The organism is Pseudarthrobacter sp. alpha12b, assembly GCF_054130495.1.
Genome location: NZ_CP196746.1, coordinates 2555147 through 2579815, shown reverse-complemented (window position 1 = coordinate 2579815; position 24669 = coordinate 2555147). Strand labels below are relative to the sequence as shown.

Annotated in this window: 23 protein-coding genes; 17 read left to right on the top strand and 6 right to left on the bottom strand. The window is 59.1% G+C overall.

From position 1 onward, the window contains the following. The first annotated feature begins 56 nt into the window (after positions 1-56). Complete coding sequence (locus ACTAQI_RS11865; protein WP_457946070.1) at positions 57-1124, top strand: tartrate dehydrogenase; 1068 nt, start codon at positions 57-59, stop codon at positions 1122-1124. A gap of 44 nt (positions 1125-1168) precedes the next feature. Here ACTAQI_RS11865 and ACTAQI_RS11860 read toward each other — a convergent pair whose 3' ends face one another. After that, positions 1169-2773: a S53 family peptidase gene (locus tag ACTAQI_RS11860; protein WP_457946068.1), complete on the bottom strand. Its 1605-nt coding sequence runs from the start codon at positions 2771-2773 to the stop codon at positions 1169-1171. Positions 2774-3058: 285 nt separating this feature from the next. On the opposite strand from ACTAQI_RS11860, the gene paaA reads away from it, so the two are divergent. The 7 genes from paaA to galU are packed head-to-tail and all read left to right on the top strand — an operon-like array spanning position 3059 to position 8854. Next, positions 3059-4063: a 1,2-phenylacetyl-CoA epoxidase subunit PaaA gene (paaA, locus tag ACTAQI_RS11855; RefSeq protein WP_457946066.1), complete on the top strand. Its 1005-nt coding sequence runs from the start codon at positions 3059-3061 to the stop codon at positions 4061-4063. Next, positions 4060-4440, top strand: a complete 381-nt coding sequence (paaB, locus tag ACTAQI_RS11850; protein ID WP_457946065.1) for a 1,2-phenylacetyl-CoA epoxidase subunit PaaB — start codon at positions 4060-4062, stop codon at positions 4438-4440. Before paaA ends, paaB begins: the two co-directional genes overlap by 4 nt. After that, positions 4437-5357, top strand: coding sequence for a 1,2-phenylacetyl-CoA epoxidase subunit PaaC (gene paaC / locus ACTAQI_RS11845; protein ID WP_457946063.1), 921 nt, complete (start codon positions 4437-4439; stop codon positions 5355-5357). The genes paaB and paaC overlap by 4 nt, the downstream gene beginning before the upstream one ends. After that, the gene (gene paaD, locus ACTAQI_RS11840) at positions 5354-5884 is read left to right on the top strand and encodes a 1,2-phenylacetyl-CoA epoxidase subunit PaaD (RefSeq protein WP_457946062.1); all 531 of its coding nucleotides are present in this window, start codon (positions 5354-5356) and stop codon (positions 5882-5884) included. Before paaC ends, paaD begins: the two co-directional genes overlap by 4 nt. 9 nt (positions 5885-5893) lie before the next feature. Further along, positions 5894-7120 (top strand): 1,2-phenylacetyl-CoA epoxidase subunit PaaE, encoded by a 1227-nt coding sequence (paaE, locus tag ACTAQI_RS11835; RefSeq protein WP_457946061.1) that lies wholly within the window; start codon positions 5894-5896, stop codon positions 7118-7120. Positions 7121-7144: 24 nt separating this feature from the next. Continuing rightward, a complete protein-coding gene (locus tag ACTAQI_RS11830) occupies positions 7145-7954 on the top strand; it encodes an enoyl-CoA hydratase/isomerase family protein (protein WP_457946060.1) in 810 nt (269 codons plus the stop codon). A gap of 9 nt (positions 7955-7963) precedes the next feature. Next, on the top strand, positions 7964-8854 hold the full coding sequence (galU, locus tag ACTAQI_RS11825) for a UTP--glucose-1-phosphate uridylyltransferase GalU (protein WP_457946059.1): 891 nt from the start codon (positions 7964-7966) through the stop codon (positions 8852-8854). 10 nt (positions 8855-8864) lie between these two features. Here galU and ACTAQI_RS11820 read toward each other — a convergent pair whose 3' ends face one another. The 4 genes from ACTAQI_RS11820 to ACTAQI_RS11805 all read right to left on the bottom strand — a co-directional run bounded on the left by ACTAQI_RS11820 (position 8865) and on the right by ACTAQI_RS11805 (position 13707). Continuing rightward, complete coding sequence (locus ACTAQI_RS11820) at positions 8865-9263, bottom strand: VanZ family protein (protein WP_457946057.1); 399 nt, start codon at positions 9261-9263, stop codon at positions 8865-8867. Positions 9264-9568: 305 nt separating this feature from the next. Further along, a complete protein-coding gene (locus ACTAQI_RS11815; RefSeq protein WP_457946055.1) occupies positions 9569-10156 on the bottom strand; it encodes an LPXTG cell wall anchor domain-containing protein in 588 nt (195 codons plus the stop codon). Positions 10157-10322: 166 nt separating this feature from the next. Next, positions 10323-11795, bottom strand: coding sequence for a DUF4012 domain-containing protein (locus tag ACTAQI_RS11810; protein WP_457946053.1), 1473 nt, complete (start codon positions 11793-11795; stop codon positions 10323-10325). A 406-nt stretch (positions 11796-12201) separates the two neighbouring features. Then, on the bottom strand, positions 12202-13707 hold the full coding sequence (locus ACTAQI_RS11805) for a polysaccharide biosynthesis tyrosine autokinase (RefSeq protein ID WP_457946052.1): 1506 nt from the start codon (positions 13705-13707) through the stop codon (positions 12202-12204). Between the two features lie 580 nt (positions 13708-14287). Here ACTAQI_RS11805 and ACTAQI_RS11800 point away from each other — a divergent pair. The 7 genes from ACTAQI_RS11800 to wecB are packed head-to-tail and all read left to right on the top strand — an operon-like array spanning position 14288 to position 22567. Then, positions 14288-16219 carry a polysaccharide biosynthesis protein gene (locus tag ACTAQI_RS11800; protein WP_457946050.1) on the top strand — a complete coding sequence of 644 codons (1932 nt, stop codon included), beginning with the start codon at positions 14288-14290 and terminating at the stop codon, positions 16217-16219. Next, positions 16212-17351, top strand: coding sequence for a DegT/DnrJ/EryC1/StrS family aminotransferase (locus tag ACTAQI_RS11795; protein ID WP_457946049.1), 1140 nt, complete (start codon positions 16212-16214; stop codon positions 17349-17351). The genes ACTAQI_RS11800 and ACTAQI_RS11795 overlap by 8 nt, the downstream gene beginning before the upstream one ends. A 2-nt stretch (positions 17352-17353) precedes the next feature. Then, on the top strand, positions 17354-17995 hold the full coding sequence (locus ACTAQI_RS11790) for a sugar transferase (RefSeq protein ID WP_457951045.1): 642 nt from the start codon (positions 17354-17356) through the stop codon (positions 17993-17995). 13 nt (positions 17996-18008) lie between these two features. Continuing rightward, positions 18009-19277, top strand: a complete 1269-nt coding sequence (locus ACTAQI_RS11785) for a glycosyltransferase family 4 protein (RefSeq protein ID WP_457946047.1) — start codon at positions 18009-18011, stop codon at positions 19275-19277. After that, positions 19267-20322: a polysaccharide biosynthesis protein gene (locus tag ACTAQI_RS11780; protein WP_457946046.1), complete on the top strand. Its 1056-nt coding sequence runs from the start codon at positions 19267-19269 to the stop codon at positions 20320-20322. The genes ACTAQI_RS11785 and ACTAQI_RS11780 overlap by 11 nt, the downstream gene beginning before the upstream one ends. A 5-nt stretch (positions 20323-20327) precedes the next feature. After that, positions 20328-21422 carry a polysaccharide biosynthesis C-terminal domain-containing protein gene (locus ACTAQI_RS11775; protein WP_457946045.1) on the top strand — a complete coding sequence of 365 codons (1095 nt, stop codon included), beginning with the start codon at positions 20328-20330 and terminating at the stop codon, positions 21420-21422. Next, positions 21419-22567 carry a non-hydrolyzing UDP-N-acetylglucosamine 2-epimerase gene (gene wecB / locus ACTAQI_RS11770; RefSeq protein ID WP_457946044.1) on the top strand — a complete coding sequence of 383 codons (1149 nt, stop codon included), beginning with the start codon at positions 21419-21421 and terminating at the stop codon, positions 22565-22567. Before ACTAQI_RS11775 ends, wecB begins: the two co-directional genes overlap by 4 nt. 31 nt (positions 22568-22598) lie before the next feature. Here wecB and ACTAQI_RS11765 read toward each other — a convergent pair whose 3' ends face one another. Then, complete coding sequence (locus ACTAQI_RS11765) at positions 22599-22775, bottom strand: hypothetical protein (RefSeq protein ID WP_457951130.1); 177 nt, start codon at positions 22773-22775, stop codon at positions 22599-22601. On the opposite strand from ACTAQI_RS11765, the gene ACTAQI_RS11760 reads away from it, so the two are divergent. Both ACTAQI_RS11760 and ACTAQI_RS11755 read left to right on the top strand, forming a co-directional pair. Continuing rightward, positions 22710-23285 carry a NeuD/PglB/VioB family sugar acetyltransferase gene (locus ACTAQI_RS11760; protein ID WP_457951044.1) on the top strand — a complete coding sequence of 192 codons (576 nt, stop codon included), beginning with the start codon at positions 22710-22712 and terminating at the stop codon, positions 23283-23285. The two genes, ACTAQI_RS11765 and ACTAQI_RS11760, sit on opposite strands and share 66 nt — an antisense overlap. 54 nt (positions 23286-23339) lie before the next feature. Then, positions 23340-24629, top strand: a complete 1290-nt coding sequence (locus ACTAQI_RS11755) for a nucleotide sugar dehydrogenase (RefSeq protein WP_457946043.1) — start codon at positions 23340-23342, stop codon at positions 24627-24629. The last annotated feature ends 40 nt before the right edge of the window (positions 24630-24669 follow it).

Genomic DNA, 24669 nt, shown 5'->3' with positions numbered 1-24669 from the left:
CGATGTGTGGATAGACTCCATGCCGTTCGCATCATCAACCTTCCGGAGCGCCCAGCATGAGCCAAACCCACAGCATCGCCGTCATCGCCGGTGACGGCATCGGCCAGGAAGTGGTCCCCGCCGCCATCGAGTGCCTGGACCGGGTGGCCGGGATTTACGGACTGGGCCTCGACTACGAGCACCTGGACTGGGGCTCGGACTACTACATCCGGCACGGCCGCATGATGCCCGCCGACGGGCTGGAGCGGCTGGGCCGGCACGACGCGATCTTCCTGGGCGCCGTGGGCAGCCCGGAGATCCCCGACGCCGAGACCCTGTGGGGCCTGCTCATTCCCATCCGCCGCGAGTTCCAGCAGTACATCAACCTGCGGCCCGTCAAAACGCTCGACGGCGTGGCCTCGCCACTGGCGTCCCGGGAACCCATCGACCTCCTGATCGTGCGCGAGAACAACGAAGGCGAATACTCCGAGATCGGCGGCAGGATGTTCCGCGGCCTGCCGCAGGAAGCAGCCGTGCAGGAGACCGTGTTCACCAGGATGGGAATCGCCAGGGCCGCGCATTTCGCCGCGAAGCTGGCAGCGTCACGCCGCGGGCTCCTGACGTCCGCCACCAAAAGCAACGGCATCATCCACACCATGCCGTTCTGGGACGAGGTGGTGGCCCAGACCGTGGCCGAATACCCCGGCGTGCAGCTCACTTCCGAGCTGGTGGACGCGCTCGCCGCGCACCTGGTGCTCAAGCCGTGGACCCTGGATGTGATCGTGGCGTCCAACCTGCTCGGGGACATCCTCTCGGACCTGGGCAGCGCCGTCACGGGCTCCATCGGAGTGGCCCCCAGCGCCAACCTGAATCCGGAGCGGCAGTTCCCGTCGCTCTTCGAGCCGGTCCACGGTTCCGCTCCAGACATCGCCGGACAGGGCCTGGCCAATCCGGTGGGCCAGATCTGGTCCGGCGCCATGATGCTGGACCACCTGGGCCACGGGGCCGCGGCCTCGCACCTGCAGCTGGCGTTCGAAGCGGCGCTGCGGGACGGGGCGGGGACCCGGGACGTGGGCGGGACGTCCTCCACTGCTGAGTTCACTGCTGCAGTCCTGCAGCGGATCGACAGCCTGCCGCGCCAGTAATACCCCTCCGGACAGCAGCGTCCGCATTCAGTTCAGGGCCAGTCTCAGTGCCCGATCGCTGTGAGGAGTGCCGTTCCGTCGGGGCTGCCCAGGCCGGTGCAGGGGTCCCAGCCGGCACCGGCTTTGTATGTGCCGTTGTTTCCCTGGGTGATGTCGCGGAATGCCGCCCTGTTGCTATAGAGCAATGGCTGGATCTGCCCGAAAGTGCGGCTGGTTGACTGGGCCAGGAGTGCGATGAGTGCTGCCCAGAGGGGTGCGACGGCGCTGGTGCCCCCGATGACCATGTCTTTGCCGTCAACCCGTACTTTGTAGCCTGTCTGGGGGTCCGCGACGCCGCTGACGTCCGGCACTCCGCGGCCTTTCCCGCCCGCTTTTCCGCCGCCCGGTTTGTGACCGCCTGCTGGGTTGTGGCCGCCGGGGTGGGTGGGCTGGCCGGACTGCCAGGTGGGAGCCGGGAAGGTGTCGCTGTAGCCGCCTCCGGTGGACGAGTGCGGTCCGTCATTCCACACGGTTTCGGATGTGATGGTTCCGGTGGCGGGGTCCGCATCAAGGCGGGTACCGCCGCAGGCCAGGGCGTGCGGGCTGGAGGCAGGGAAGTCGGCGTGGTCTTTGCCGTCCGTGGCGCCGTCTGCGCTGCCGTTGTCCCCGGCTGCTGCGGTAACGGTCACACCGAGTGCAGACGCGTCGGCCAGGGCCTGGTCGAACGCTGTCCGGGCCTGGGCGGTCCACTCGTCCTCGTTCTGGCCCCAGCTGATGCTGATTGACGTGGGTGCCGGGGTTGCATGGGAGGCGTTGATGATGGCGTCGAGGAATCCGGCGTCGGTGTTGGGTGCGAAGTAGACGGCGATGTCCGCACGGGGCACCAGTGCGCCGACTACTTCGATGTCAAGGAGCACTTCGCCGTCCGCGCCCGTGGGGTCCTGTCCGGGGTGGTTCGCGGCGCCGTCGACTCCCACTGCCCTCACTGTGGGTCCGGTGATCCCCAAACCGGAGAAGTAGGCGTCCAGGTCGGATTGGGCGAAGCCGCCGCCCAGTTCGATGATCGCCACGGTTTGGCCGGTGCCATCTGTGCCGGTGGGGAAGTTGTAGAGCCGGGCGAGTTCGGGCGGGGTGTAGCTGGTGCCGACAGCGGCCAGCGGGAACGCCTGGAACTGGGTGCGGGCCTGCGGGCGGTCGTCAAGGCCGAGGACTGCCGTGACCACTCCATCCAGTTCTGCCGGAATCTGCAGTCCACCGGTTCTGTGCCGGTGCGTGACGTCGTGGCCGTGGGGGCCGCTGCTGGTGACTTCCTCCAGGCTGGTGCCGAAGATCCGGCTCAGTTGTTCCACCGTCCCGGCGAGCCGGATGCGGCGGGAGGCGGGGTCGGCCTCGAGGATTTCCGCTCCGAGCCGGGTGAAGGTCTCGGTGGCAAGGCGCAGGTCCGGGGCGGAGGCGCCGTGGCGCGCCGCCAGTTCTTCCCGGGTCAGGAAGCTGGTAGGGGTTTCAGGCAGTGGCTCCTGACGGCGCAGGATCACGGTGACCTCGATCCTGCGGGAGGGATCGGCGGGGCCCAGGGTGGCCTGGATCCTTGCCACGGTGGGGCGGTCGGAGCCGGGGAGGGGGACGCTGTGCCCGGCGTTGTCAGGTGTGCTGTGGGGGTGCTCAGACATGGGATGGCTCCGTTCCGGGTGCTGAAAAGCCAATTGTGCTCCGCAGCACTGACAATGAACAGGCAAACGCCCGACGCCGGCCCGCACCTTTCGCAGGAGGTGATGGGGCGTTCCGGGAAAGGGGGCGGGATGTGATGGGGCGTTCCGGGAAAGGGGGCGGGAGGTGATGGCGCGTCGCAAAGAGGACAGGGACGCTTGACGTTCGCGCAGCCTCCCGCATATCCTGAACGAACGGTCGGTAAATAATTCCGAGCCGCCCCACAGGTCTTTGCATAGGAGCAACCCATGGCAGCGCAGAACTTGCAGTCAGTGCCGGCTGAGCTAACCCCGGAAGAGGACGCCGCAGGCCAGGCCCACTTCGACCGGATCATCGCCGAGGACTCGCGCATCGAGCCCCGCGACTGGATGCCGGCGGCCTACCGCAAGACCCTCCTGCGCCAGGTCTCCCAGCACGCGCACTCCGAGATCATCGGCATGCAGCCGGAGGCCAACTGGATTTCCCGCGCCCCCAGCCTGAAGCGCAAGGCCATCCTCATGGCCAAGGTCCAGGACGAGGCCGGCCACGGGCTCTACCTCTACTCCGCCGCCGAAACGCTGGGCCAGTCCCGGGACAAGATGATGGACGACCTCATCGCCGGCAAGGCCCGCTACTCCAGCATCTTCAACTACCCGGCCCTGACCTGGGCAGACATGGGCGCCATCGGCTGGCTGGTGGACGGCGCAGCCATCTGCAACCAGGTCCCGCTGTGCCGCGCCTCCTACGGCCCCTACGGCCGCGCCATGGTCCGCATCTGCAAGGAAGAGTCCTTCCACCAGCGCCAAGGCTTCGAGATCCTCCTTGAACTGTCCAACGGCACCCCCGAGCAGAAGCAGATGGCCCAGGACGCCGTGAACCGCTGGTACGCCCCGGCCCTGATGATGTTCGGCCCGCCGGACGACGATTCCCCCAACTCCAAGCAGTCCATGGCCTGGAACATCAAGCGGTTCAGCAATGACGAGCTCCGCAGCCGGTTCGTGGGCATGATGGTGGAGCAGGTCAGGGTCCTGGGCCTCACCCTCCCGGATGACCAGGTCCGCTTCAACGAGGACACCAGGAAGTGGGAGCACGGCCCCCTGGACTGGCACGAGTTCCAGGAAGTCCTGGCCGGCCGCGGTCCCTGCAACGCCCAGCGCCTTGAGCGCCGGAGGGCAGCGCACGACGACGGCGCCTGGGTCCGCGAGGCAGCAGCCGCCTACGCAGCAAAACAGCAGGCAAAAGAGTCAATGAAGACGAAGGAATACGCAGCATGAGCCCCCACGGCAACCCGGACGCCCCCGCAAGCGCAGCCACCGAGATCAACCGCGAAGCCCCCAAGGCTTCGCCCGCTCCGGCAGAGCACCACGACCGCAACGCCTGGGGCCTGTGGGAGGTCTTCGTCCGCTCCAGCCGCGGCCTGAGCCACGTCCACGCCGGATCCCTGCACGCCCCGGACGCCGCCATGGCCCTCCGGAACGCACGGGACCTGTACACCCGCCGCAACGAGGGCGTGTCCATCTGGGTTGTCCCGGCGGACGCCATCGCCGCCAGCGATCCCGACTCCAAGGGCTCCTTCTTCGAGTCCCCGCAGGGCAAGGACTACCGGCACGCCACGTACTACACCAAGAGCGAAGGGGTAAAGCACCTGTGAGCACCGCCCACACAAACCCCGAAACCAAGGCAGAAACAACAACAGGCCACGGCGACATCTCCACCGGCGTGGCAGGCGGCGATTCCAACGCCTCCGCCACCCGCATCACCCCCGGCAACGCCCTGCGCCCGGAGGACATCGCGCTGGAGGTCCGCACCGGCCTGGTGAAGCCCTCCGAGGACGTCGCCGAGTACGCCCTGCGCCTGGGCGATGACGCCCTGATCCTCGCCCAGCGCCTGGGCCACTGGATCTCCCGCGCCCCCGAACTGGAGGAGGACATCGCCCTGGGCAACATCGCCCTGGACCAGCTGGGCCACGCGCGCAGCTTCCTCACCTACGCCGGTGCCGCCTGGGACAAATCAGAGGATGACCTGGCCTACTTCCGCCGCGAGCACGAGTTCCGCTCCGTGCAGTTGTTCGAGCAGCCCAACGGGGACTTCGCGGCCACCATCGCCCGCCAGTTCGTGGTGAGCTACTACCAGTACGAGCTCTACCGCCGCCTCACCGAATCCACCGATGCGACCCTGGCAGCCATCGCCGCCAAGGCCGTCAAGGAAGTGGACTACCACCGGGACCACAGTGCCCAGTGGGTCCTGCGCCTGGCCGGCGGCACGGAGGAATCGCGCCGGCGGATGGTCCACGGCCTGCGGACCATGTGGCCGTATGTCGGCGAACTGTTCCGGGACGATGACCTGACGCAGCGCCTCGCTGAGGCGGGTGCCGGCGTCGCGCCTTCCTCGTTGAAGGAAGACTTTGACCGCCTGACCGGCGAAATCCTCACGGAGGCGGAGCTGGAGGTTCCGGACGTGCCCGCAGCCCCGGGCGGCGGCCGGTACGGCAAGCACTCGGAATACCTGGGCTACATCCTCGCCGAAATGCAGGTGCTGGCCCGCGAACATCCCGGAGCCAGCTGGTGACCGCCGTGTACATCTCGGACTTCGAATCCCGCACCCGCACCCCGCAGCAGGACGCGTGGGACATCGCGGCCACCGTCTGCGATCCGGAGATCCCGGTGCTCACCATCGCTGACCTGGGCATCCTGCGCAACGTGGAGGTACAGGACGGAAAAGTCACCGTCACCATCACGCCCACGTACTCGGGCTGCCCGGCCATGGACGCCATCCGTGACGACCTCTACACGGCCTTCAAGAAGGAGGGCTACCAGGACGTGCACGTGGACCTGGTCCTGGCCCCGGCGTGGACCACTGACTGGATGACGGAGGCCGGAAAGCAGAAACTGCAGCAGTACGGCATCGCCCCGCCCACCGGGAACAGCAAAGCGGGCGGCCACTCGGGCCCCATCCGGCTGAGCCTGGCCGTGAAGTGCCCGCAGTGCAACAGCCTCAACACCAAGGAACTCACCCGCTTCGGTTCCACGTCCTGCAAGGCACTGTATGTGTGCCAGGACTGCAAGGAACCGTTCGACTACTTCAAAGTCCTGTAAGGAACTCCCATGCCTGTTGTCCGCCAGACCGCCGCCGAAGAGGCTGAGGTGACCGGCCGCCGTCGTCCGTCCTTCCATTCCCTGGCCGTGAAGGAGGTGCGCCGGCTGACCGACGATGCCATCGAGGTCGGTTTCCATGTGCCGGCGGAGCTCGCCGGCAAGTTCGACTACCTGCCCGGCCAGTACGTGGCCCTGCGCACCACGCTGCCGGATGAGTCCGGCGAGCCGAAGGAAATCCGCCGCAGCTACTCCATCTGCGCCGAGCCGCGCAGTTTCGCGGACGGCACCAGCGAGATCCGGGTGGCCATCAAGAAGGACCTGGGCGGGCTGTTCTCCACGTGGGCCAACGCCGAGCTGAAGGCCGGCGACACCCTGGACGTGATGAGCCCCATGGGTGCGTTCGTGTCCAAGCACGGCCGCGACGGTGTGGCCGTGGACCAGAACGTCATGAACTCCATGAACCACCCGGAGGACCTGGCGGGGGAGGCGGGGAACTTCGTGGCCATCGCCGCGGGGTCCGGCATCACCCCGGTGATCGCCATCGCCCGGACGCTGCTTGCCGCCAACCCGGACACCCGGTTCGACCTGATCTACGCCAACAAGGCCGCCATGGATGTGATGTTCCTGGAGGAGCTGGCGGACCTGAAGGACAAGTACCCGCAGCGGCTGGCCATCCACCACGTGCTCTCCCGCGAGCAGCGGATCGCGCCGCTGCTGAGCGGACGGATCGATTCGGAGAAGCTGCAGCAGCTGCTGGGCACCGCCCTGCACGCGGACGATGTGGACGAGTGGTTCCTGTGCGGGCCGTTCGAGCTGGTGCAGCTGTGCCGGGACACCCTGGCCGAGCGCGGGGTGAAGCCGGAGAATGTCCGGTTCGAGCTGTTCACGTCCGGCAAGCCGGACCGCCCGGAGGGCCAGGCAGGCCGTCCCGTGGTGGTGGACGAGTCCAAGGAGACATACAAGATCACGTTCAAGCTGGACGGCCTGCAGGGCGAGGTGGCCAGCCCCACCCACGCCCGCGAGTCCATCCTCAACGCCGCACTGCGGGTCCGCCCGGACGTGCCGTTCGCGTGCGCCGGGGGAGTGTGCGGCACCTGCCGGGCCAAGGTGGTCACCGGCAGCGTGATCATGGACGAGAACTACGCCCTGGAGCAGGATGAGCTGGACAAGGGCTACGTCCTGACCTGCCAGAGCCACCCCACCAGCAAGGAAGTCACGGTCGACTTCGACGTCTAAGTCATCTTTCATCAAAGGAGCTCCATGATTTCCCTTTCCATCAGCAACGGCATCGCCGAGGTAGTCCTGGACGCGCCGCACAAGCTGAACTCACTGGATGAGCAGGCGCTGCGGGATTTAACCCAGGCGTACGACGACGCTGCTGCCGCCGCCTCACGCGGTGAGGTGCGGGCGCTGCTGCTGAGGGGAGAGGGGCGCGCCTTCTGCGCGGGCCGGGACATCGCGGGGGTCACCCCGGAGAACGACGACGCCGCCGCGTACCTGGGCGGGCTGGTGGAGCCTTTGCTGCAGAAGATGGCCGCGTTCCCGGCGCCGACGTTCGCGGCGGCGCAGGGGGCCTGCCTGGGGGTGGGTTTGGGGCTGCTGCTGGCCACTGACGTGGTGTACGTGGCGGAGAACGCGAAGTTCGGGTCGCCGTTCGCCAAGCTGGGGGCCACCCTGGATTCGGGCGGGCACTGGTACTTCATGGAGCGGCTGGGCATGCACCGGACGCTGGACCTGATCTACACGGCGGACCTGATCTCGGGTGCGGAGGCGGTGGCACAGGGGATGTTCAGCCGCGCCATGCCCGCCAACTCGCTGCTGGAATCGACGCGGGAGATCGTCTCGCGCGTTGCTGCCGGTGCCACCGGCGCCTTCGTTGCTTCCAAGGAGTTGGTAGCGCACATCCGCGACCAGCGCCTTGGCCTCTGGCAGGCCATGCAGGAGGAAAACGAGGAGCAGGCACGGCTCTGCAAGACCGACGACTATGCGGAGGGTTTCCGGGCCTTCCAGGAGAAGCGGGAGCCGAAGTTCACGGCTGGAAAATTGCCTTTGTCCGCTACTGATTTGTAGGGTTCAGCTATGACTAAGCGGAAAGCAATTACCAAGGCCGTCATTCCTGCTGCCGGATTGGGAACTCGCTTCCTGCCCGCCACCAAGGCAATGCCGAAGGAAATGTTGCCGGTGGTTGACCGTCCGGCCATCCAGTACGTGGTGGAGGAAGCGGTTGATGCAGGCCTTACGGACCTGCTGATGATCACGGGCCGCAACAAGCGCGCCCTGGAGGACCACTTCGACCGAGAGCCGGGCCTGGAAGCCGCCCTCGAGGCTAAGGGGGACAAGGACAAGCTGGGCATGGTGGAGTACGCCTCCAACCTGGGCCCCATCCACTACGTCCGCCAGGGCGAGGCCAAGGGCCTGGGCCACGCCGTGCTCTGCGCTCAGCAGCACGTGGGCGACGAGCCGTTCGCCGTGCTCCTGGGTGACGACCTCATCGACGAGGCTGAGGACCTGCTGAGCACCATGATGGAGGTGCAGCAGAAGACCGGGGGTTCCGTAATCGCCCTGATCGAGGTTGATCCGTCGCAGATCAGTGCCTACGGCTGTGCAGACGTCTCTCCCGTGGACGGCGAGGACTACGTCCGCGTCAATAGCCTGGTGGAGAAGCCGGCCGTCGGCGAGGCACCGTCCAACCTGGCCGTGATTGGCCGCTACGTGTTGCACCACTCAGTGTTCGGCGTCCTGGAGAACACGGAGCCGGGCCGCGGCAACGAGATCCAGCTGACCGACGCCCTGCAGACCCTGGCCGGCGGCGAGGGCGAAGGCTCCGGCGTGTACGGGGTGGTCTTCAAAGGCCGCCGTTACGACACTGGCGACAAACTCAGCTACCTGAAGGCCGTCATCACCCTCGCGTCCGAGCGCGTGGAATTCGGTGAGGACCTGAAGACCTGGATGAAAAACTTCGTCGGCTAGTCCCGGCGTTCTACTGCTTCTTGGAGGCCCGTTGCCGGAAGGCAGCGGGCCTCTTCTGCGTCTGGACCGCCAAGGCTTCCAGGAGGGCGCCTATGACAGCTCCTGACGTGTTTGTCACGATGTCTGACGGGCTTGCAAAGCGCTCGTGGAGAAACAGGAGCTGCCCCAGCTCAATACAGCCGGAAACCAGCAGGCCAAAGGCGCCAATTTGCCACCAGTGCTTTTCTGGAAATGCCGGGCGGCTCACGAAACCGACCGGTACAAATAGGACAACGTTGGCGGCGGCCTCTATGAATTGGTAATTGAACCAGCCAGGAACGCCGTGTCCGTGAAGAAAACGCAGCATCCCGCTGAGCTGTCCTGAAACAGGTTTATCTACCGGCGACGGCCAAAAGGCGACGAGTGCCATGGGAATGAGCATGGCAACCAGGACTGCGCGCCACAGGCGACGGTTCTGGAGGGACATCAAACGGACCTCAGGAAGCCCGGAGAAGGGCGAAAACAGCTGTGCCGAGGGCGGAGGCAGCCAGGAGTATGAGAAGCATGCAGTGCAGCACAGGCGGGCGGCGGAGCGGGATGGAGAAGTCGTACTCTCGTGGTGCTTTGCGCCAATGTCTCCCCATACATCAAATAAATACCACACGCAAAGCAAAAGGTGGGTGCATCTCCGTTTCGGAGATGCACCCACCTTAGTTGGTGCTAGAAGCGCTGAAGTTATGCGGCAGCTTCAGACTTGTTTCGACGAACCAAGATGACGCCGGCCGCGCCCAGACCCAACGCGCCTACGCCAGCGGCTCCCCACAGGAGAAGACTTGTATCCGCACCGGTGCTCGCGAGACCGCCAGTGTTGGCCAGCGGAGCGCCACCGGTGTTAGCCAGGGAGGCCGCAACGGTAACCGTGACCGGGCCTAAGGTGATACCCGAGGTGTTGCCCGTGGCCGTAAGCGTGTACGTACCCGCCTCGTTGATGGCGATCGGAAGAGCGAAAGCCCCTTGTGCGTCGGCGGTGGTGGTCAGAGTCTGTGCTTCCGTGACGACACTAATGCGTGCAGCAACGGCCCGGCTACCCGCTATGTTTGCGCCATTGGACGCGGGAGCCTGGCCCGGCGTGACGCGAATAGTCAAAGTTTCGCCGGCAAGGAAGCCCTGACCGCGGAAAACGAAAGTCTCGCCCGGTCCAACTACTCCATCGGATACGGCGGCCTGAGGCGGAAGCGGCGGGTATGTTGCAGCCATTGCCGGCGCTGAACCGATAAGAGCAATGGATCCAGCAAGCGCGAGTGTGGCAAGTGTTTTCTTCATGTGTCCCCCCGGAGACGTTAAGTTTGTTTGACCGCATCTTGAGGAAACCTCTCCGCACGAGACCATTCGCGGAAACACGGTGCTGTACCACAGCAGAATCTACCATCGAATGAGCTATGACAGCAATGTGATAAAGAGTATTCCGCTGGCTGTAACATTCTCGCGTTCACTCACAGGCCGCAGCCTGTAACGGCAGTTTCACCTGATCGACGGGCTGCGCTGTTGGTGTGATGACAAGCGAAGGAAGAGCGGATTGAACTACCTTAACAAAGCTCATCTCGATTTCATTCGATTGTCCGGGGCTCAACTTGGTTGTCACGATGCCGACTGGGCGATCGCTGTGCGTATAGGAACCGAGGCTGATTTTCTCAGCGTCACGGCTGGCGCCGTCCAGCAGAGATTGTGACGGACCGTAAACGACGATATTTGTTTGGACGGTGCCTGGCGAAACGCCGTATCGACCTCCTCCCGTCACTGCTTCTGGTAGGACCGCGGCAGCGTTGGGAGGAGCCGTATTCGTGAGCTTGGCCCTGACAACATAGCGGCTGTATCCATCTTCAGAGCAGGATTTGATGAGTTGCACTTCTCGGCGGACGTAATAATCCATCTTGGATCCGGTGCCATCGTTGAAGTAGACGCCGAAGGAAGCTCCGCCTGCAGTTGCCCCTAAGACTGCACCGCCTACAGCACTAGACTCCAAGACCTCTTGTTCCTCTTTATGGTCACTCCATACATAGAGTCTGTTTTCCTGTGCGCTCTTCACTAGTGCTTGCACTAGTCCTTCACCAGAAATCTTTCCCGAAGATAAGGAATCAAATACTGCCTTCGACGCAGCAGCAAAATATGCATCTTGGCTGGAGTTATCGGCGATGCCCAAATATGCGTCGGACAGGAGTACCTGGACGACGTTGTCGGCCGAAAGCGCTACGGGTAGCTTGGCAGCATCTTCCCGTTGACCTGCTGGTCCCGCGATAGGGATAGGGCCAGATGATTCAAGGAGATGAGATAGCACCACCGGATCGATGGCTACTACGCCGTCGATATGGGCGCCGTACCGTTGCTCCCACATTGCCTTGGCAGCTGATGCCGCAGTCGGAAAGTTCGGAGTAAGGTTCACGTCGCTGATGAACGTGCCTACTCTGTCGGAATATATGGCGCGTTCAACTGGATCCACATACACCGGGGGCTGAAATTTCCCGAGCGAAGCACCGCTGGTTTCGCTGCGAAGTTGCATGACGCCTTTGTCGACATGAAGCTGCGCAAGGGCGCCCGGCAATCCACCCGTGGCTCGTAGTTCAGCATTGTTTTGGATCAATAGAAGGTAATCCCTTGGACCGTCTGAACCCATCATGCTCGGAAGGACGCGCGAGGTGTCAGCTGCAGCGCGCAGGGGAGTGCGGAAGTCGTCCAGTGTGCCAAGCGCGCGACCAAGAGGCTCCGAGATCTGAGGAACAAGCTGCGAGCGGTCGATTGCCGAGAGACGTTCGTAAGTGAGTTCAACAGTGTTAGCGGCAGTGGAAATGGAAGGCGAAGCTGATGCAAGAGACGTGAGATCCACTCTGCCGTGCACTGGCGAGAGTGTCTTCCAATCCAACGCATTGAAGGCACCAAGTAGTGGCTTACCTGCGCCGGCGATCAAGTCGTTAGTTGAGAGCGCCACCTCAGTGAGCGAAGAAAAATTTGCACCGATTAACGGGAGGGCGCCGGCGGACGTCCACACTGGATCTGCGGTCGCTAGTCGGGCGGCTTCTGAATGACGGCGGATTCGTTCCAGCGTGTCATTTGCCGCCGCGGAGTCTTTTGCCAGCAGGTTGGACTTTAGCTCGGGAAACAGACTACTGACGGCAGATAGCTCGGTTCGCACCTCGTTTGCGCGGTGCGCTAGCCAAGCGGAAGCTAGCGCAAGCACAACCGCCAAGGCGCAAAGTGCCACAAGAAGCCGTGTCAGAGTTTGGTGAAGAGGACTTTTTGACCTTCTTCCAGGGGGTGCGGTCTTGTCAGGTAAGACTTTTGCCTCACCGCTATCCCGGCGGCCCGCAGTCATGTCACTGTTGGGCACTGCGGTCCCGGCTGCCACCGACTGGGAAATGTGAGGCTTGGCGAGCTTCTCCTCGCGTTATTTCTCGGTCGATGGATTCCTGCTGCAGGCGTTCTTCAGCATATGAAAGGGCTCGCGGTCCAGATCTGGGTGATGATTTCGCGCTCTCGTAGGACTGGTAGCTGTATGAGTAAGCATCGGGACCTTTCGCCGGAAGCCGGTTGAGCACTATTCCGAGCAAATCGGCTTTGACCATGTCGAGGGCATCCAGAGCTTTCTGGAGTTCTGTGGTCCTGACTTTCATTGCGCCGACTACAACAACGACTCCCCCAGCCTGCTGGGCCAAGACAGCGGCATCCGTAACGGGGAGCAAGGGCGGAGCATCTATGACAACGGCGTCAAAGTCGCTTTCCAACTCGGTAATGAGTTGCTTCATCCTCAATGAACCCAGCAACTCACTTGGGTTTGGTGGTACCTGACCGGCGGCAAGCACGTACAAGTTATCCGAGCCCCAGGGCTGAAGAAGGTCACCCAGATCTGCTGCGCCAATGAGTGCAGTTGTTAGGCCCGCTCCTCGCTCAAGGCCGAGATACTCCGCTACCATCGGACGCCGAAGATCGGCATCCACCAAAGCCACACTCTGGCCAGATTGCGCCAAAGCAATGGCCAGGTTCGTGGCCGTTGTGCTTTTCCCCTCGCCAGGCACAGACGATGTTACTAAAACAGTTTTGGACTCGTGGCTCACGTGGGCAAACTGTAGGTTAGTCCGGAGTTGGCGGTAGGACTCAGCTCTGGGACTCTGAGGAGCGGTCTGCGTCAACAGGGGTTTTTTTGTCGCATCCGGGTCAAAATTTAGACCTCCGAGCACTGGCGCAGCCGATACGCGGCGGACATCGTCTTCGCCCCGGATTCGGGTGTCGAGTAGCGCCCGCAGCGTAGCCACACCGAAACCAAGGGCGAGGCCGATGAGCGCCCCTAAGGCCAGATTGAGTTTGGCGTTAGGTGAAGTAGGGCTGACGGGTGCAGTGGCAGGCGTAATGATCGACAGCTTGACAGGCGACGTTCCCCCTGTCGAGGGCCTTTCCAGTTCACCCACCGCGTTAATAAGACTGTTGCTAACGGCCTGAGCAATAGCTGCAGCTTGTACTGGTGATTCATCGGTGACTGAGATGCTTATCAAGACCGTGCTCACCTCTGAGGCGGCGGTAATCTTTCCAGCAAGAGCGACAGGAGTGGTGTGCAAACCTAGGGTTTCGATGACTGGTTGAAGAACGACGGGCGTCTTGACAGTCTTGACATAGGACTGCACCCGGGCTTGCGTGAAAGCGTTGCCTTGCTGTAGCTCAGTTACGGTTTCCGAATTCTGGAGGGCCACGAATAGCTTCGTATCAGACTGGTACGAAGGTCGCATGAGAATGGTCGCGGCGCCTGCGGCGAGTACGCCTAGCAACGCGCCTGAGACCACAACCATCCAATTGCGCCGGAAAACGCGCCAATAGTCTTTCAGCTCCAAAAGGGGGCCACCTCTCAATGTGGTTTAAGGCATATTTACTCGGTATCGTACCCGTTTACGCCCGATGGGAACGTATCGGTCACCCCTCGCAAAGTGAGCCAAACCAGCACGCAAGCGGTGGCCAAAACACAATCTGGACCTGTTACAGTACTGCGCACTCCAGGATCCGACCGGCCCAGCTTGTAACCACCGACTACGACGCCCAAGTGGACGAGGGCCGAAGCCGGACAGAAGCCGGCTTGACCTCGGGTTCGGCAACAATCGGAGCTAACCCAAGCTACTGAGAGGGAACGTCCCCTCGGGGACCACCCCCATCAGGCCTGACCCACGAGTCCCAAAGCATCGAAACAGACTCCGTCACGGCACTAACCGATCCTGTTGCGTGACGTAACAAGTCGCTATGGTGACTGTCATCTCACAAGTTTTGCAGTTTCGACGGCTTGGTTCCAGCGTGGTGAAATATTGATCGCCCACCATCGCTGGCTGACAGAGCTTGTCCTCTGAGGTGCTTTAATGTTCTGGGACAGAGCAGCGGGGGCGACGGCCCTTGGCGCCCCCGGTGGCAGTCGCCGAGGGATGATTGATTTCAACCAACCCCACGCTCTTCCTATATGCCGCTAAATGGCATGCGATGGATGGAAATACATATGGGGGACAATCTTTAATGGGATCAACAGTGGTGGCTGGACGCCCGAAGGCCGATCTTGACCGGGCGCAGCGCTGGGCCTTCCGCGTACTTCAATATTCAGTTGACGCCGAGGCTTGGATTATTGCCATCGCTTTCGCCGTTCTGTTTCGCTTCGATTTCGAGGCAGACCGAATTAGTTGGGGCTCGGTAGGCATCCTGGCAGTGTTGGCGGCCGTCTTTCAGGCTCTCTTCGGGTGGACACTGGCCCTTTACAGAGGCCGGCACGAGCACGGCGCTTTCCACGAAGCACAGACCCTCCTGGCCACGGTTGTAGCTGTTTCCGCGCTTCTGTTTGCGGTGAATTTTTTCCTTCTGACGCCAGCTGGATTGCCTCGAAGTACGGCCCTCGTCGCAATGCCACTCGTATTTGTCCTTATGGGTGGAAGCCGATACCTGCAAAGGTTGCTTTCTGAACGGCGCACGAGGCCTTTGGAATCAGCTCAGCCAACATTGATATACGGCGCGGGACAAACTGGCGCGTACTTGGTCAAGAGGATGTTGAGTGATCCGTCCTCCCCGTACCTTCCCGTAGGTCTCATCGACGATGACCCTCACAAGCGTCGTCTACGGCTTGCCAATGTACCCGTTCTAGGGGGTGCGGCTGATCTAGCCCACATAGCCCAAAAAACGGAAGCGGTCGCTTTGGTGCTCTGCATCGCGAGGGCAGACGCAGAATTCATCCGTGGGGTATCAGATCGAGCCGATAAAGCCGGTCTACGAATGATGGTTCTACCGCTTCTGTCGGAAATACTCGAGAGCGGTATGAAGCTCGCCGATCTGCGGGATGTGGCGATTGAAGACATTATTGGTCGTCACCCTGTTGACACGGAAGTCGAGTCCATTGCTGGATACATTGCTGGTAAAAGAGTGCTTGTGACCGGGGCAGGAGGGTCTATCGGCTCCGAACTCTGCCGCCAGTTATCGCGATTCTCGCCCTCGGAATTGATCATGTTGGACCGGGACGAGTCGGGTCTCCACGGTGCTCAGATGAGCATCTCCGGCCATGGACTACTGGATAGCGACGATGTCGTCCTATCGGACATTCGCGATGCACCCTCTCTCGAAGAAATCTTTCGTCGGCGCCGACCCGAGGTCGTATTTCATGCCGCAGCACTGAAGCACCTTCCGATGCTTGAGCAGTATCCGGAAGAGGCTTGGAAGACGAATGTGATCGGCACGTTGAACGTACTGTCGGCAGCCCGAAGTGTAGGCGTCAAGACTTTCATCAACATCTCTACGGATAAGGCAGCTAACCCTACGAGTGTGTTGGGCCACTCGAAGAGAGTCGCCGAAAGACTCACAGCATGGGCGGCAGCCGAGTCAGGCGAGAACTACCTATCCGTACGGTTCGGCAACGTGATCGGTAGCCGAGGATCGATGCTCCCTACATTTATCGCGCAAATTGAATCGGGGGGCCCCCTGACGGTTACTGATCCGGAAGTTACTAGATTCTTCATGACGATCCCCGAGGCTTGCCAGCTGGTAATCCAGGCCGGCGCAATAGGCCGCCCCGGTGAGGTCCTGATCTTGGACATGGGAAAGCCGGTCAAGATTTTGGATGTAGCTCGGCGCATGATTTCTATGTCCGGGCGCGCTATAGACATTGTCTTCACAGGTCTACGGGAAGGCGAAAAGTTGCACGAGGAGCTCATCGGGGAGACCGAGCATGACGATCGTCCCTTTCATCCTCAAATCACCCATACTGAGGTTCCCCCTCTCGATCCATGTGGTCTCGACCACGAGAAATGGGAAAAAACGAGCCTTCGGAGGACTACCGCATCTAAGCCTTACTCCGCTTCGTCGATAGGAACATCCAATGAGTGAACGCATTCTCATGTCTTCTCCTGACATCGGGGAGCTTGAAGAAAAGTACTTGCTGCGGGCTTTGCGCTCTGGATGGGTAGCGCCATTGGGCCCGGACGTTGATGCATTTGAAGGAGAAGTGGCTTCCAGGGTAGGACGTTGCTTTGCCGTCGCCCTGAGCTCGGGGACAGCTGCACTCCACCTGGCCTTGTTGGCCAAGGGAGTAGGACCGGGAGATGTGGTTCTCACCTCCACGATGACGTTCGCCGCGACAGCCAACGCAATCATGTACACAGGCGCCGAACCATACTTTATCGATTCTTTGGAAGACGGCGGCAATATCGATCCAGTACTACTCGAGCAAGCGCTTAAGGCTCTCACGGATTCAGGAGAGAGAGTTGGAGCAATTGTCTCGGTCGACCTACTCGGCAAGTCCGCTGACTACACATCCCTTGAACTTTTAGCCGTCAGATATGGGGTTCCGCTCATCGCGGATGCTGCGGAATCCCTGGGTGCAGTACATGCAGGGCGACCTGCAGGTGCGTGGGGCGACATAGCGATTTTTTCGTTCAACGGGAACAAAATAATTACCACGTCAGGGGGCGGTATGCTCCTAACTGACGACGGAAGAGTTGCAGAGAGAGTCCGCTACCTTGCTACTCAAGCACGGCAGCCAGTAGTTCATTACGAACATACAGAGGTTGGGTATAACTACAGACTCAGCAACCTGTTGGCTGCCTTGGGCAGAGCTCAGCTGGTCCGGCTGGACAGCATGATTGAGAAGCGCAAGCAGCATCGCGATACATACCGCCAGCTCGTGGCTGAGGTTCCCGGTGTCTCCATTTTTGGGGGAGACAGGGATGACGAGGACAACTTCTGGTTGACCTCGTTGTTGATTGATCCTCAAGTGGCGGGATTCTCCCCCTTTGAGCTCCGAGAGGCCTTAGCAGTGTCCAATGTAGAATGCCGGCCGCTGTGGAAGCCCATGCACCTACAGCCCGTCTTTGAATCATTCCGTTCCCTGTCGAATGGAACTTCCGAGCGACTTTTTAGGAACGGTCTCACGTTGCCAAGCGGTTCTGCCCTTAGGCCAGAAAGCATAAACGTTGTAACCCAAGCTCTGACCGATTTCTTTGAGAGACATCGTAAGTGAATATGTCTCTCCATAATTTGTCGTCTGAGAGTGCTAAACGAATAATTGACGTCGTCATGTCGGCCACCGGACTAGTCATCACTGCCCCCGTTCAAATTGTGGTGGCCGCTCTTGTCTGGCGTAAACTAGGCCGACCTGTTTTGTTCAAACAGGAACGCCCCGGGCGCTTCGGTCAAACCTTTATGCTCATGAAGTTTCGAACCATGATGCCAGTTGATACATCAAGTGGACGTGTAACTGACGCGGAACGCCTAACTCGGTTCGGTACCTTTCTCAGATCGACAAGCCTCGATGAACTTCCCACGCTCCTGAACGTTCTCAAAGGGGACATGAGCATGGTGGGACCGCGGCCGCTGCTCGTCAGTTACTTGGACAGATATACCCCAGAGCAAAATCGTCGCCATCTAGTGCGCCCAGGTATAACCGGGCTAGCTCAGGTACGAGGTCGTAATCTGTTGTCGTGGGATGAGAAGTTTCGCTTAGATGTTTTCTATGTCGACAATAGAACGCTTTGGATGGATCTGCATGTTCTATTTTTGACTATCAAGTCTGTAGTTGGTCGCCACGGCATATCAGCTGAGGGGAGCGTCACCATGCCAGAGTTCCAGAGAAGATCCGCTCATAACAAAGCACAGGACGTGTAGTGGGGAAGAACGCGTGTTAGTAGGAATTGTTTCGCAATGGTATGACCCTGAACCTGTGCTCATACCAAAAACACTCGCAGAGGCCCTAGTCCGTACTGGTTCAAAAGTAAATGTGCTGACGGGCTATCCAAGTTACCCGACGGGTAAGATCTACCCTGGATTCAAAACAGCAGGATCCTCCTTTGAGTCTCGCGACGACGCGGATCTGCTTAGAGTAAAAAGCTTCCTGAGTCATGACCGAAGCGCTGTTAGAAGAATTTGCTCATTTCTCAGTTTCGCGCTTAGCTCCTCCCGACGCAGCGGGTTTTTGGGTTCATGTGATGTTGTGTACGTCTACGGAACGCCGATGACCGCGGCCGTAGCCGCCCTGCTCCTAAAGGTCACACGGCGAGTGCCCTACGTCATTCACCTACAAGACTTGTGGCCGGAGTCGGTAGTCGATTCGGGGATGGTGAGACCGGCAATCCTCCGCCGGCTGCTGCAGAGTGCCATCGGCGCCGGACTGAAGCCGCTATACGGCCAGGCAAGCCACATAGTCGTTATTTCTCCCGGCATGAAACAGGCCCTAATCGATAGAGGAGTACCGTCTCACAAGGTTAGCGTTACCTACAATTGGCACGTCTCTGATGTAGATCCAGTTCCCCCCGCCGGTGCCGGGGCTAGAGACGAGCCTCTTCACTGCGTATACGCAGGAAACATTGGAGCAATGCAGGATATCGAAACAATCGTTCGCGCTGCCGCTCTGGTTCAGAATGAACTCAAAATCCGCGTGAGCATTTATGGTTCAGGAGTTGCTGAAGAAGAGGTTGAATCGCTGGCCCGAAAATTGGGTGCGAACAACGTGAGGTTCATGGGCCGGATTGATGCGAAGGCTATGCCAGAGGTCTATCAGAGCTCTGACTTCCAACTCGTCACCTTAAAGAACCGGGACGTTTTCCGAATGACGATACCTTCCAAGTTCCAGGCTTCGATGGCTCATGGAGTTCCTGTGATCACAACCGTGGGCGGGGACCTCGCGAAAATTTGTCGACAATACGAGGTGGGTTTTGTGGCGGAACCTGAGGATCCTTCCTCGTTAGCTCAGGCGTTTCGAGCTGCAGCAGCGCAGAGCTCTGCGGATCTTAATTCTATGTCCCGTAAGGCTCAACAGTTTTATCGGGATGAACTTAGTGCCCGTAGTGGCACTGACCAGATTATCGCCCGTCTGTCGGCGGTTGCGGATGAAAACAAAAAGACCAGGACCCGGAGTCGGAAGTTTGAGGAACGAACAAATGCGTCGTAGTGATTATTCGGGCAAGAAGCTGCTAATTACCGGGGGTACCGGTTCTTTTGGTCATACGGTTGCTGCGAAACTTCTGGCAAGCGATGTTGAACAAATTCGAATTTTTAGTCGTGACGAGGCCAAGCAGGATGCTATGCGTCACGAAATGAGTGATGCAAGGTTGAAATTCTACGTCGGCGATGTGCGTGACTATGACAGCGTCCATCGAGCAAGTCGCGATGTTGACTTCATCTTCCATGCAGCTGCGTTGAAGCAGGTGCCTTCATGCGAGTTTTTTCCGATGGAGGCGGTCAGGACGAACATTGCCGGCAGCGAGAATGTAGTTCGCGCCGCCGATGCTAACCATGTGCGGTCTGTTGTCTGCTTGGGAACAGATAAAGCTGTTTACCCGGTGAACGCAATGGGTATGACCAAGGCTCTGATGGAGAAGGTTGCTCAGTCGTACGGCCTCAACAATCCTGACACTGAAACCGTGGTGTCGTGTGTTCGCTATGGGAACGTAATGTACTCACGCGGATCGGTGATTCCGCTATTCATTCGTCAGATAAAGAACGGAAAGAAGATCACCATCACTGACCCTTCCATGTCCCGGTTTCTGATGTCCCTCGCAGATTCTGTCGATCTCGTAGACTTCGCATTTCACCATGCCTCGCAGGGCGACCTGTTCGTGAAAAAGGCGCCCGCCTCGACAATTGGTGACCTTGCTACGGCCATCTGCAATCTCTTTGAAGTAACTCCCGATATCGAAGTTATTGGCACCAGGCATGCTGAGAAGGCGTCGGAAGCTCTTGCAACACGCGAGGAGTTAACGCGCGCAGAGGACCTTGGTGAATACTTTCGGATCAAGGCGGATAAGCGGGACCTGAATTATAAGCTCTACTTCACCGAGGGTGTTCGAGAGCAGGCTGCTTATGCTGATTATGATTCTCATACGACAAATCAGTTGACTGTTCCTGAGATTGAAAAGCTACTGTTGACGCTCCCGGAAGTTCGGGATGAACTCAAGGCGGCAAATCTCGTCAAGAGACTTGAGCCAATAGCATGACGGCTTTGTCTCGCACCGCTCTAACTGGTGCTGGCGGTTTTTTGGGCTTCCACACCCGCGCTTTGCTTCACAGTTTGGGTCAAGAAGTAGATGCAGTATTAGTTGGAGACGCATTCAACGAAGACGAGGCAATCGGTCAGGTGGATGGTGTTGACCGGCTCATTCACTTGGCTGGCGTCAACAGAGGTACCGAGGCCGAAGTGACCAGCGGTAACGTCAGATTCGCGGAGCAGTTGGTACGAGTTTTGACACGTTGCAAGACACCTCCTTCCATTGTTGTTTACGCTAATTCCATCCAGGCTGGTAATAAAAGCGTTTATGGCGTTGCAAAGGAAGAGGCCGGAAGGCTTTTAGGGGAGGCTGCCGAGCGGCTGGGAATAGAGTTTATTGATTTAAAGCTACCCAACCTGTTCGGTGAACACGGAAAGCCCTTCTACAACTCTGTCACTGCTACCTTTTGTCACTTGCTGGCCCGTGGAGAGCAGCCCCAGATCCAGAGCGACAAAATACTTTCCCTCATGCATGCACAGTACGCCGCTGAACTAGCTGTTGGTGTACGCAGACTTGATTCCATGGATGCATGCGTAGTCGAGTTACATGTAAGTGAGCTGCTATCGCATCTCAAAACTGTTGCTGATACCTATAGCGACGGCACTATCCCTAGGTTGAACACAGCATTCGACCGTGACATCTTTAATACGTATAGGTCGTACTTGCGCCCCGAGGACAGGGTATTCAACCTTAGTCGGCATGCGGACACAAGGGGTTCTTTTTTTGAGATAGTAAAGTCTGAGTTGAGTTCGGGTCAAACATCCTTCTCCACCACAGTTCCGGGGATTACACGGGGTCAGCACTTTCATCTCCGCAAGATCGAGCGATTCACTGTCTTGTCTGGCTCGGGCGAAATTTCCATGCGTCGTCTATTTGACGACGAGGTCATTCGAGTCAAGGTTGATGGGCGACAGCCCGTTGCTATCGATATGCCCACAATGTGGCCCCATAGTATTTCCAATATTGGCACTGATATCTTGTACACGGCGTTTTGGATAAATGAGTTATTTGATCCTGAATCACCGGATACTTTTGCGGAGGACGTATGACTGATCGGAGCGACAGGCTCAAGGTTCTTACTGTAGTTGGGACCCGGCCGGAGATTATCAGACTCGCTGCCACGATTCGTCGACTGGATCGTTTTACAGAGCATGTTTTGGTGCACACGGGCCAGAACTATGACTATGAACTTAACGAAGTATTTTTTGAGGACCTAGGACTGCCCCGTCCTGATCATTTCTTGGAGGCGGACACTTCCTCGCTGGGCGCGGTCTTGGGGTCCATCTTGTCTTCGGTGGAGAAGATTTTGCTTCAAGAAAAGCCGGATGCCATGCTGGTTCTCGGAGATACCAACAGCTGTATCTCAGCCGTGATGGCAAGAAGACTCAAGATCCCCGTCTTCCATATGGAAGCCGGGAACAGGTGCTTCGATGAGAACGTTCCGGAAGAAGTCAACCGACGTTTGGTAGACCATGTCTCGGACTACAACCTGGTGTACACAGAGCACGCGCGTCGAAACCTAATAGCCGAAGGAATCCATCCTTCTCGAATACTGCTTACCGGGTCACCGATGCGTGAGGTTCTTGAGGCGAATGCTGCAGCCTTCGAAACGAGTACCGTTCTGGCTGACCAGGGTTTGCAGGAGGGACAATATTTCCTTGTAAGCCTCCATCGCGAGGAAAACGTGGACAACCCCGCGAGATTGGAAGAAGTACTTCGAGCGCTGAACGTGCTCTCTCAAGCTTACGATCTGCCGGTATTGATCTCGACACATCCTCGCACACGACTACGTCTTGAAACTCAACCAGATGATCTTAAGACCGGGCTTCGTTTTCATCCGCCTTTTGGGTTCAATGACTACGTGCGCCTTCAAAAGTCTGCACGGCTAGTGTTATCGGACAGTGGAACGATCAGCGAAGAGTCGCTCCTTCTAAAATTCCCGGCAGTTACTTTGCGTGATTTTATCGAGCGGCCTGAGTCTTTGGACGTGGGTGGAATTATAACTACCGGGTTGAGTACGGCTGCGATAATCGACTCAGTTCGGGTCACGCTGGCCCAGTTCGATGCAGATGGGCCACCTTCAGTCCCCGCTGAGTACACCATCAATGATGCCTCTCGACGTACCTTCAACTTCATAAGGTCAACGTCACATAGTCATCTTCAACGCACGGGCATACGGCGTGCAGGTGCTTAGCGAACGCAACTCGTTGTATGGAAAGAACTCTTCAGGCGATGTCGAAGAGAATGCCCGACGTGGAGCATCTGGAGGCGTCCACCAAATTGTTATTGCGGGCGTCGGGGGCTTTGGTCGAGAAACAGTTGATGTAGTAACTGCTATCAATGGTGGCTGCGAGGAGCTTCAGCTTGACTTGCTCGGAGTTGTCGACGATCAACCTAGTCACGTACACCTCACGGCTCTCGCACGCCAGGGATATAGCTATTTAGGTCCTGTTCAGAATCTGCCTTCTGCCCACGGTGATGCCATGTTTGTTGTAGGAATAGGAAAACCAAGCGTGCGGGAGATTATTGCGGGCCGGCTTATGGACTTCGGTATGTCGAGCATCGCTCTAGTCCACCCGAAATCTGTGGTGGGCTCTGCTTCTGTGATAGGTGCGGGTTCTGTGGTGTGCGGTGGCGTGCAGATTTCAACCAATGTCACATTGGGAGCGCACGTACATCTAAATCCAGCCGCTGTTATCGGGCACGACGTCAAGATAGCCAATTTTGTGTCCGTGAATCCCGGCGCTGTGATCTCAGGGGATGTCGAGATCGATAAGGGCGCCTTGATAGGTGCGGGCGCTGTAGTCCTCCAGGGACTCCACATCGGTGTTGGGGCCGTCGTGGGAGCAGGTGCCGTCGTCGTTAGGGATGTTGCTCCTGGATCCATAGTGAAAGGCGTTCCCGCACGCTAGATGCTAACTAGTCGCGGATATCGAGAATTTGCATCAATGAAAGCGGGTCAAGCTATGAAAATTGCAGTGATTGCATTAGGAAAGATCGGGCTGCCACTGGCAGTGCAGTTTGCGTCCAAGGGCCATGAAGTTGTGGGTGTCGATGTGAATCGAGCGACGGTCGATCACATAAATCGTGGGCTTGAACCGTTCCCAGGAGAGGCATACCTTCAGGAAAACTTAGCCGAAGTGGTGGGGAATGGAAACCTTCGAGCTACTACGGACTACGCAGAGGCCGTCCCAGACGCGGACGCCGTTGTCGTTGTGGTACCACTTTTCGTCGACAAAGACGCAAAGCCGGACTTCACGTGGATGGATGACGCAACGGCGGAGCTGGCGAAGTACTTGAGCCCAGACACCTTGGTCTCTTATGAAACTACGCTGCCTGTTGGAACTACCCGTACTCGATGGAAACCAGCTTTAGAAGCTGGGTCAGGCTTGGTAGAGGGCCGAGATTTTCATCTGGTCTTTTCGCCCGAGCGTGTGCTGACTGGGCGGGTTTTCGCGGATCTGCGAAAGTATCCCAAGCTCGTTGGGGGCCTTTCCAAAGTCGGGGCTGAAAAGGCCGTCTCATTTTACGAGGCCGTTTTGGACTTTGATGAACGTCATGACTTGGGTAGGCCCAACGGCGTATGGGACTTGGGCTCCGCGGAGGCTTCCGAGCTGACGAAGCTGGCCGAGACAACCTATCGCGACGTGAATATTGGTTTAGCCAACCAATTTGCACGTTTCGCTGCTACCCAAAGCATCGATATATATAGTGTGATCGAGGCCGCGAACTCTCAGCCCTATAGCCACATTCATACTCCGGGTATCGCCGTGGGAGGGCACTGCATTCCTGTCTACCCACGGCTCTATCTCTGGAACGATCCTCACGCGACCGTGGTCAGCGCCGCTCGTGAAGCAAACGCCGGAATGCCGGAATATACGGTCGGTTTGCTGGAGGGTGCGTACGGGGAGTTGAAGGACCAAAAGGTCGTTGTTCTTGGCGCCGCCTACCGCGGCGGTGTAAAGGAATCTGCTTTCTCGGGAGTTTTTGACACTGTTAGTTCCCTTGAATCAAGAGGCGCCTCGGTTTCAGTCCATGATCCTCTCTATAACGATGAGGAATTAGAAAAAATGGGTTTTCGAGCACACACCCTCGGACAACCGGTGGACGCTGCGGTAATACAGGCAGATCACGCCGAATATCGTGACTTGACGGAAGCCGATTTGCCTGGGGTAAAGGTGGTCGTAGACGGTCGGCGCGTGAGTGCGAAAGAGAATTGGAAGAGTGCGACCTATCGTGTAATTGGGCAGCTTTAAAGCGACCCCATCATTTACACCGGCCGCAGATTTGACACAT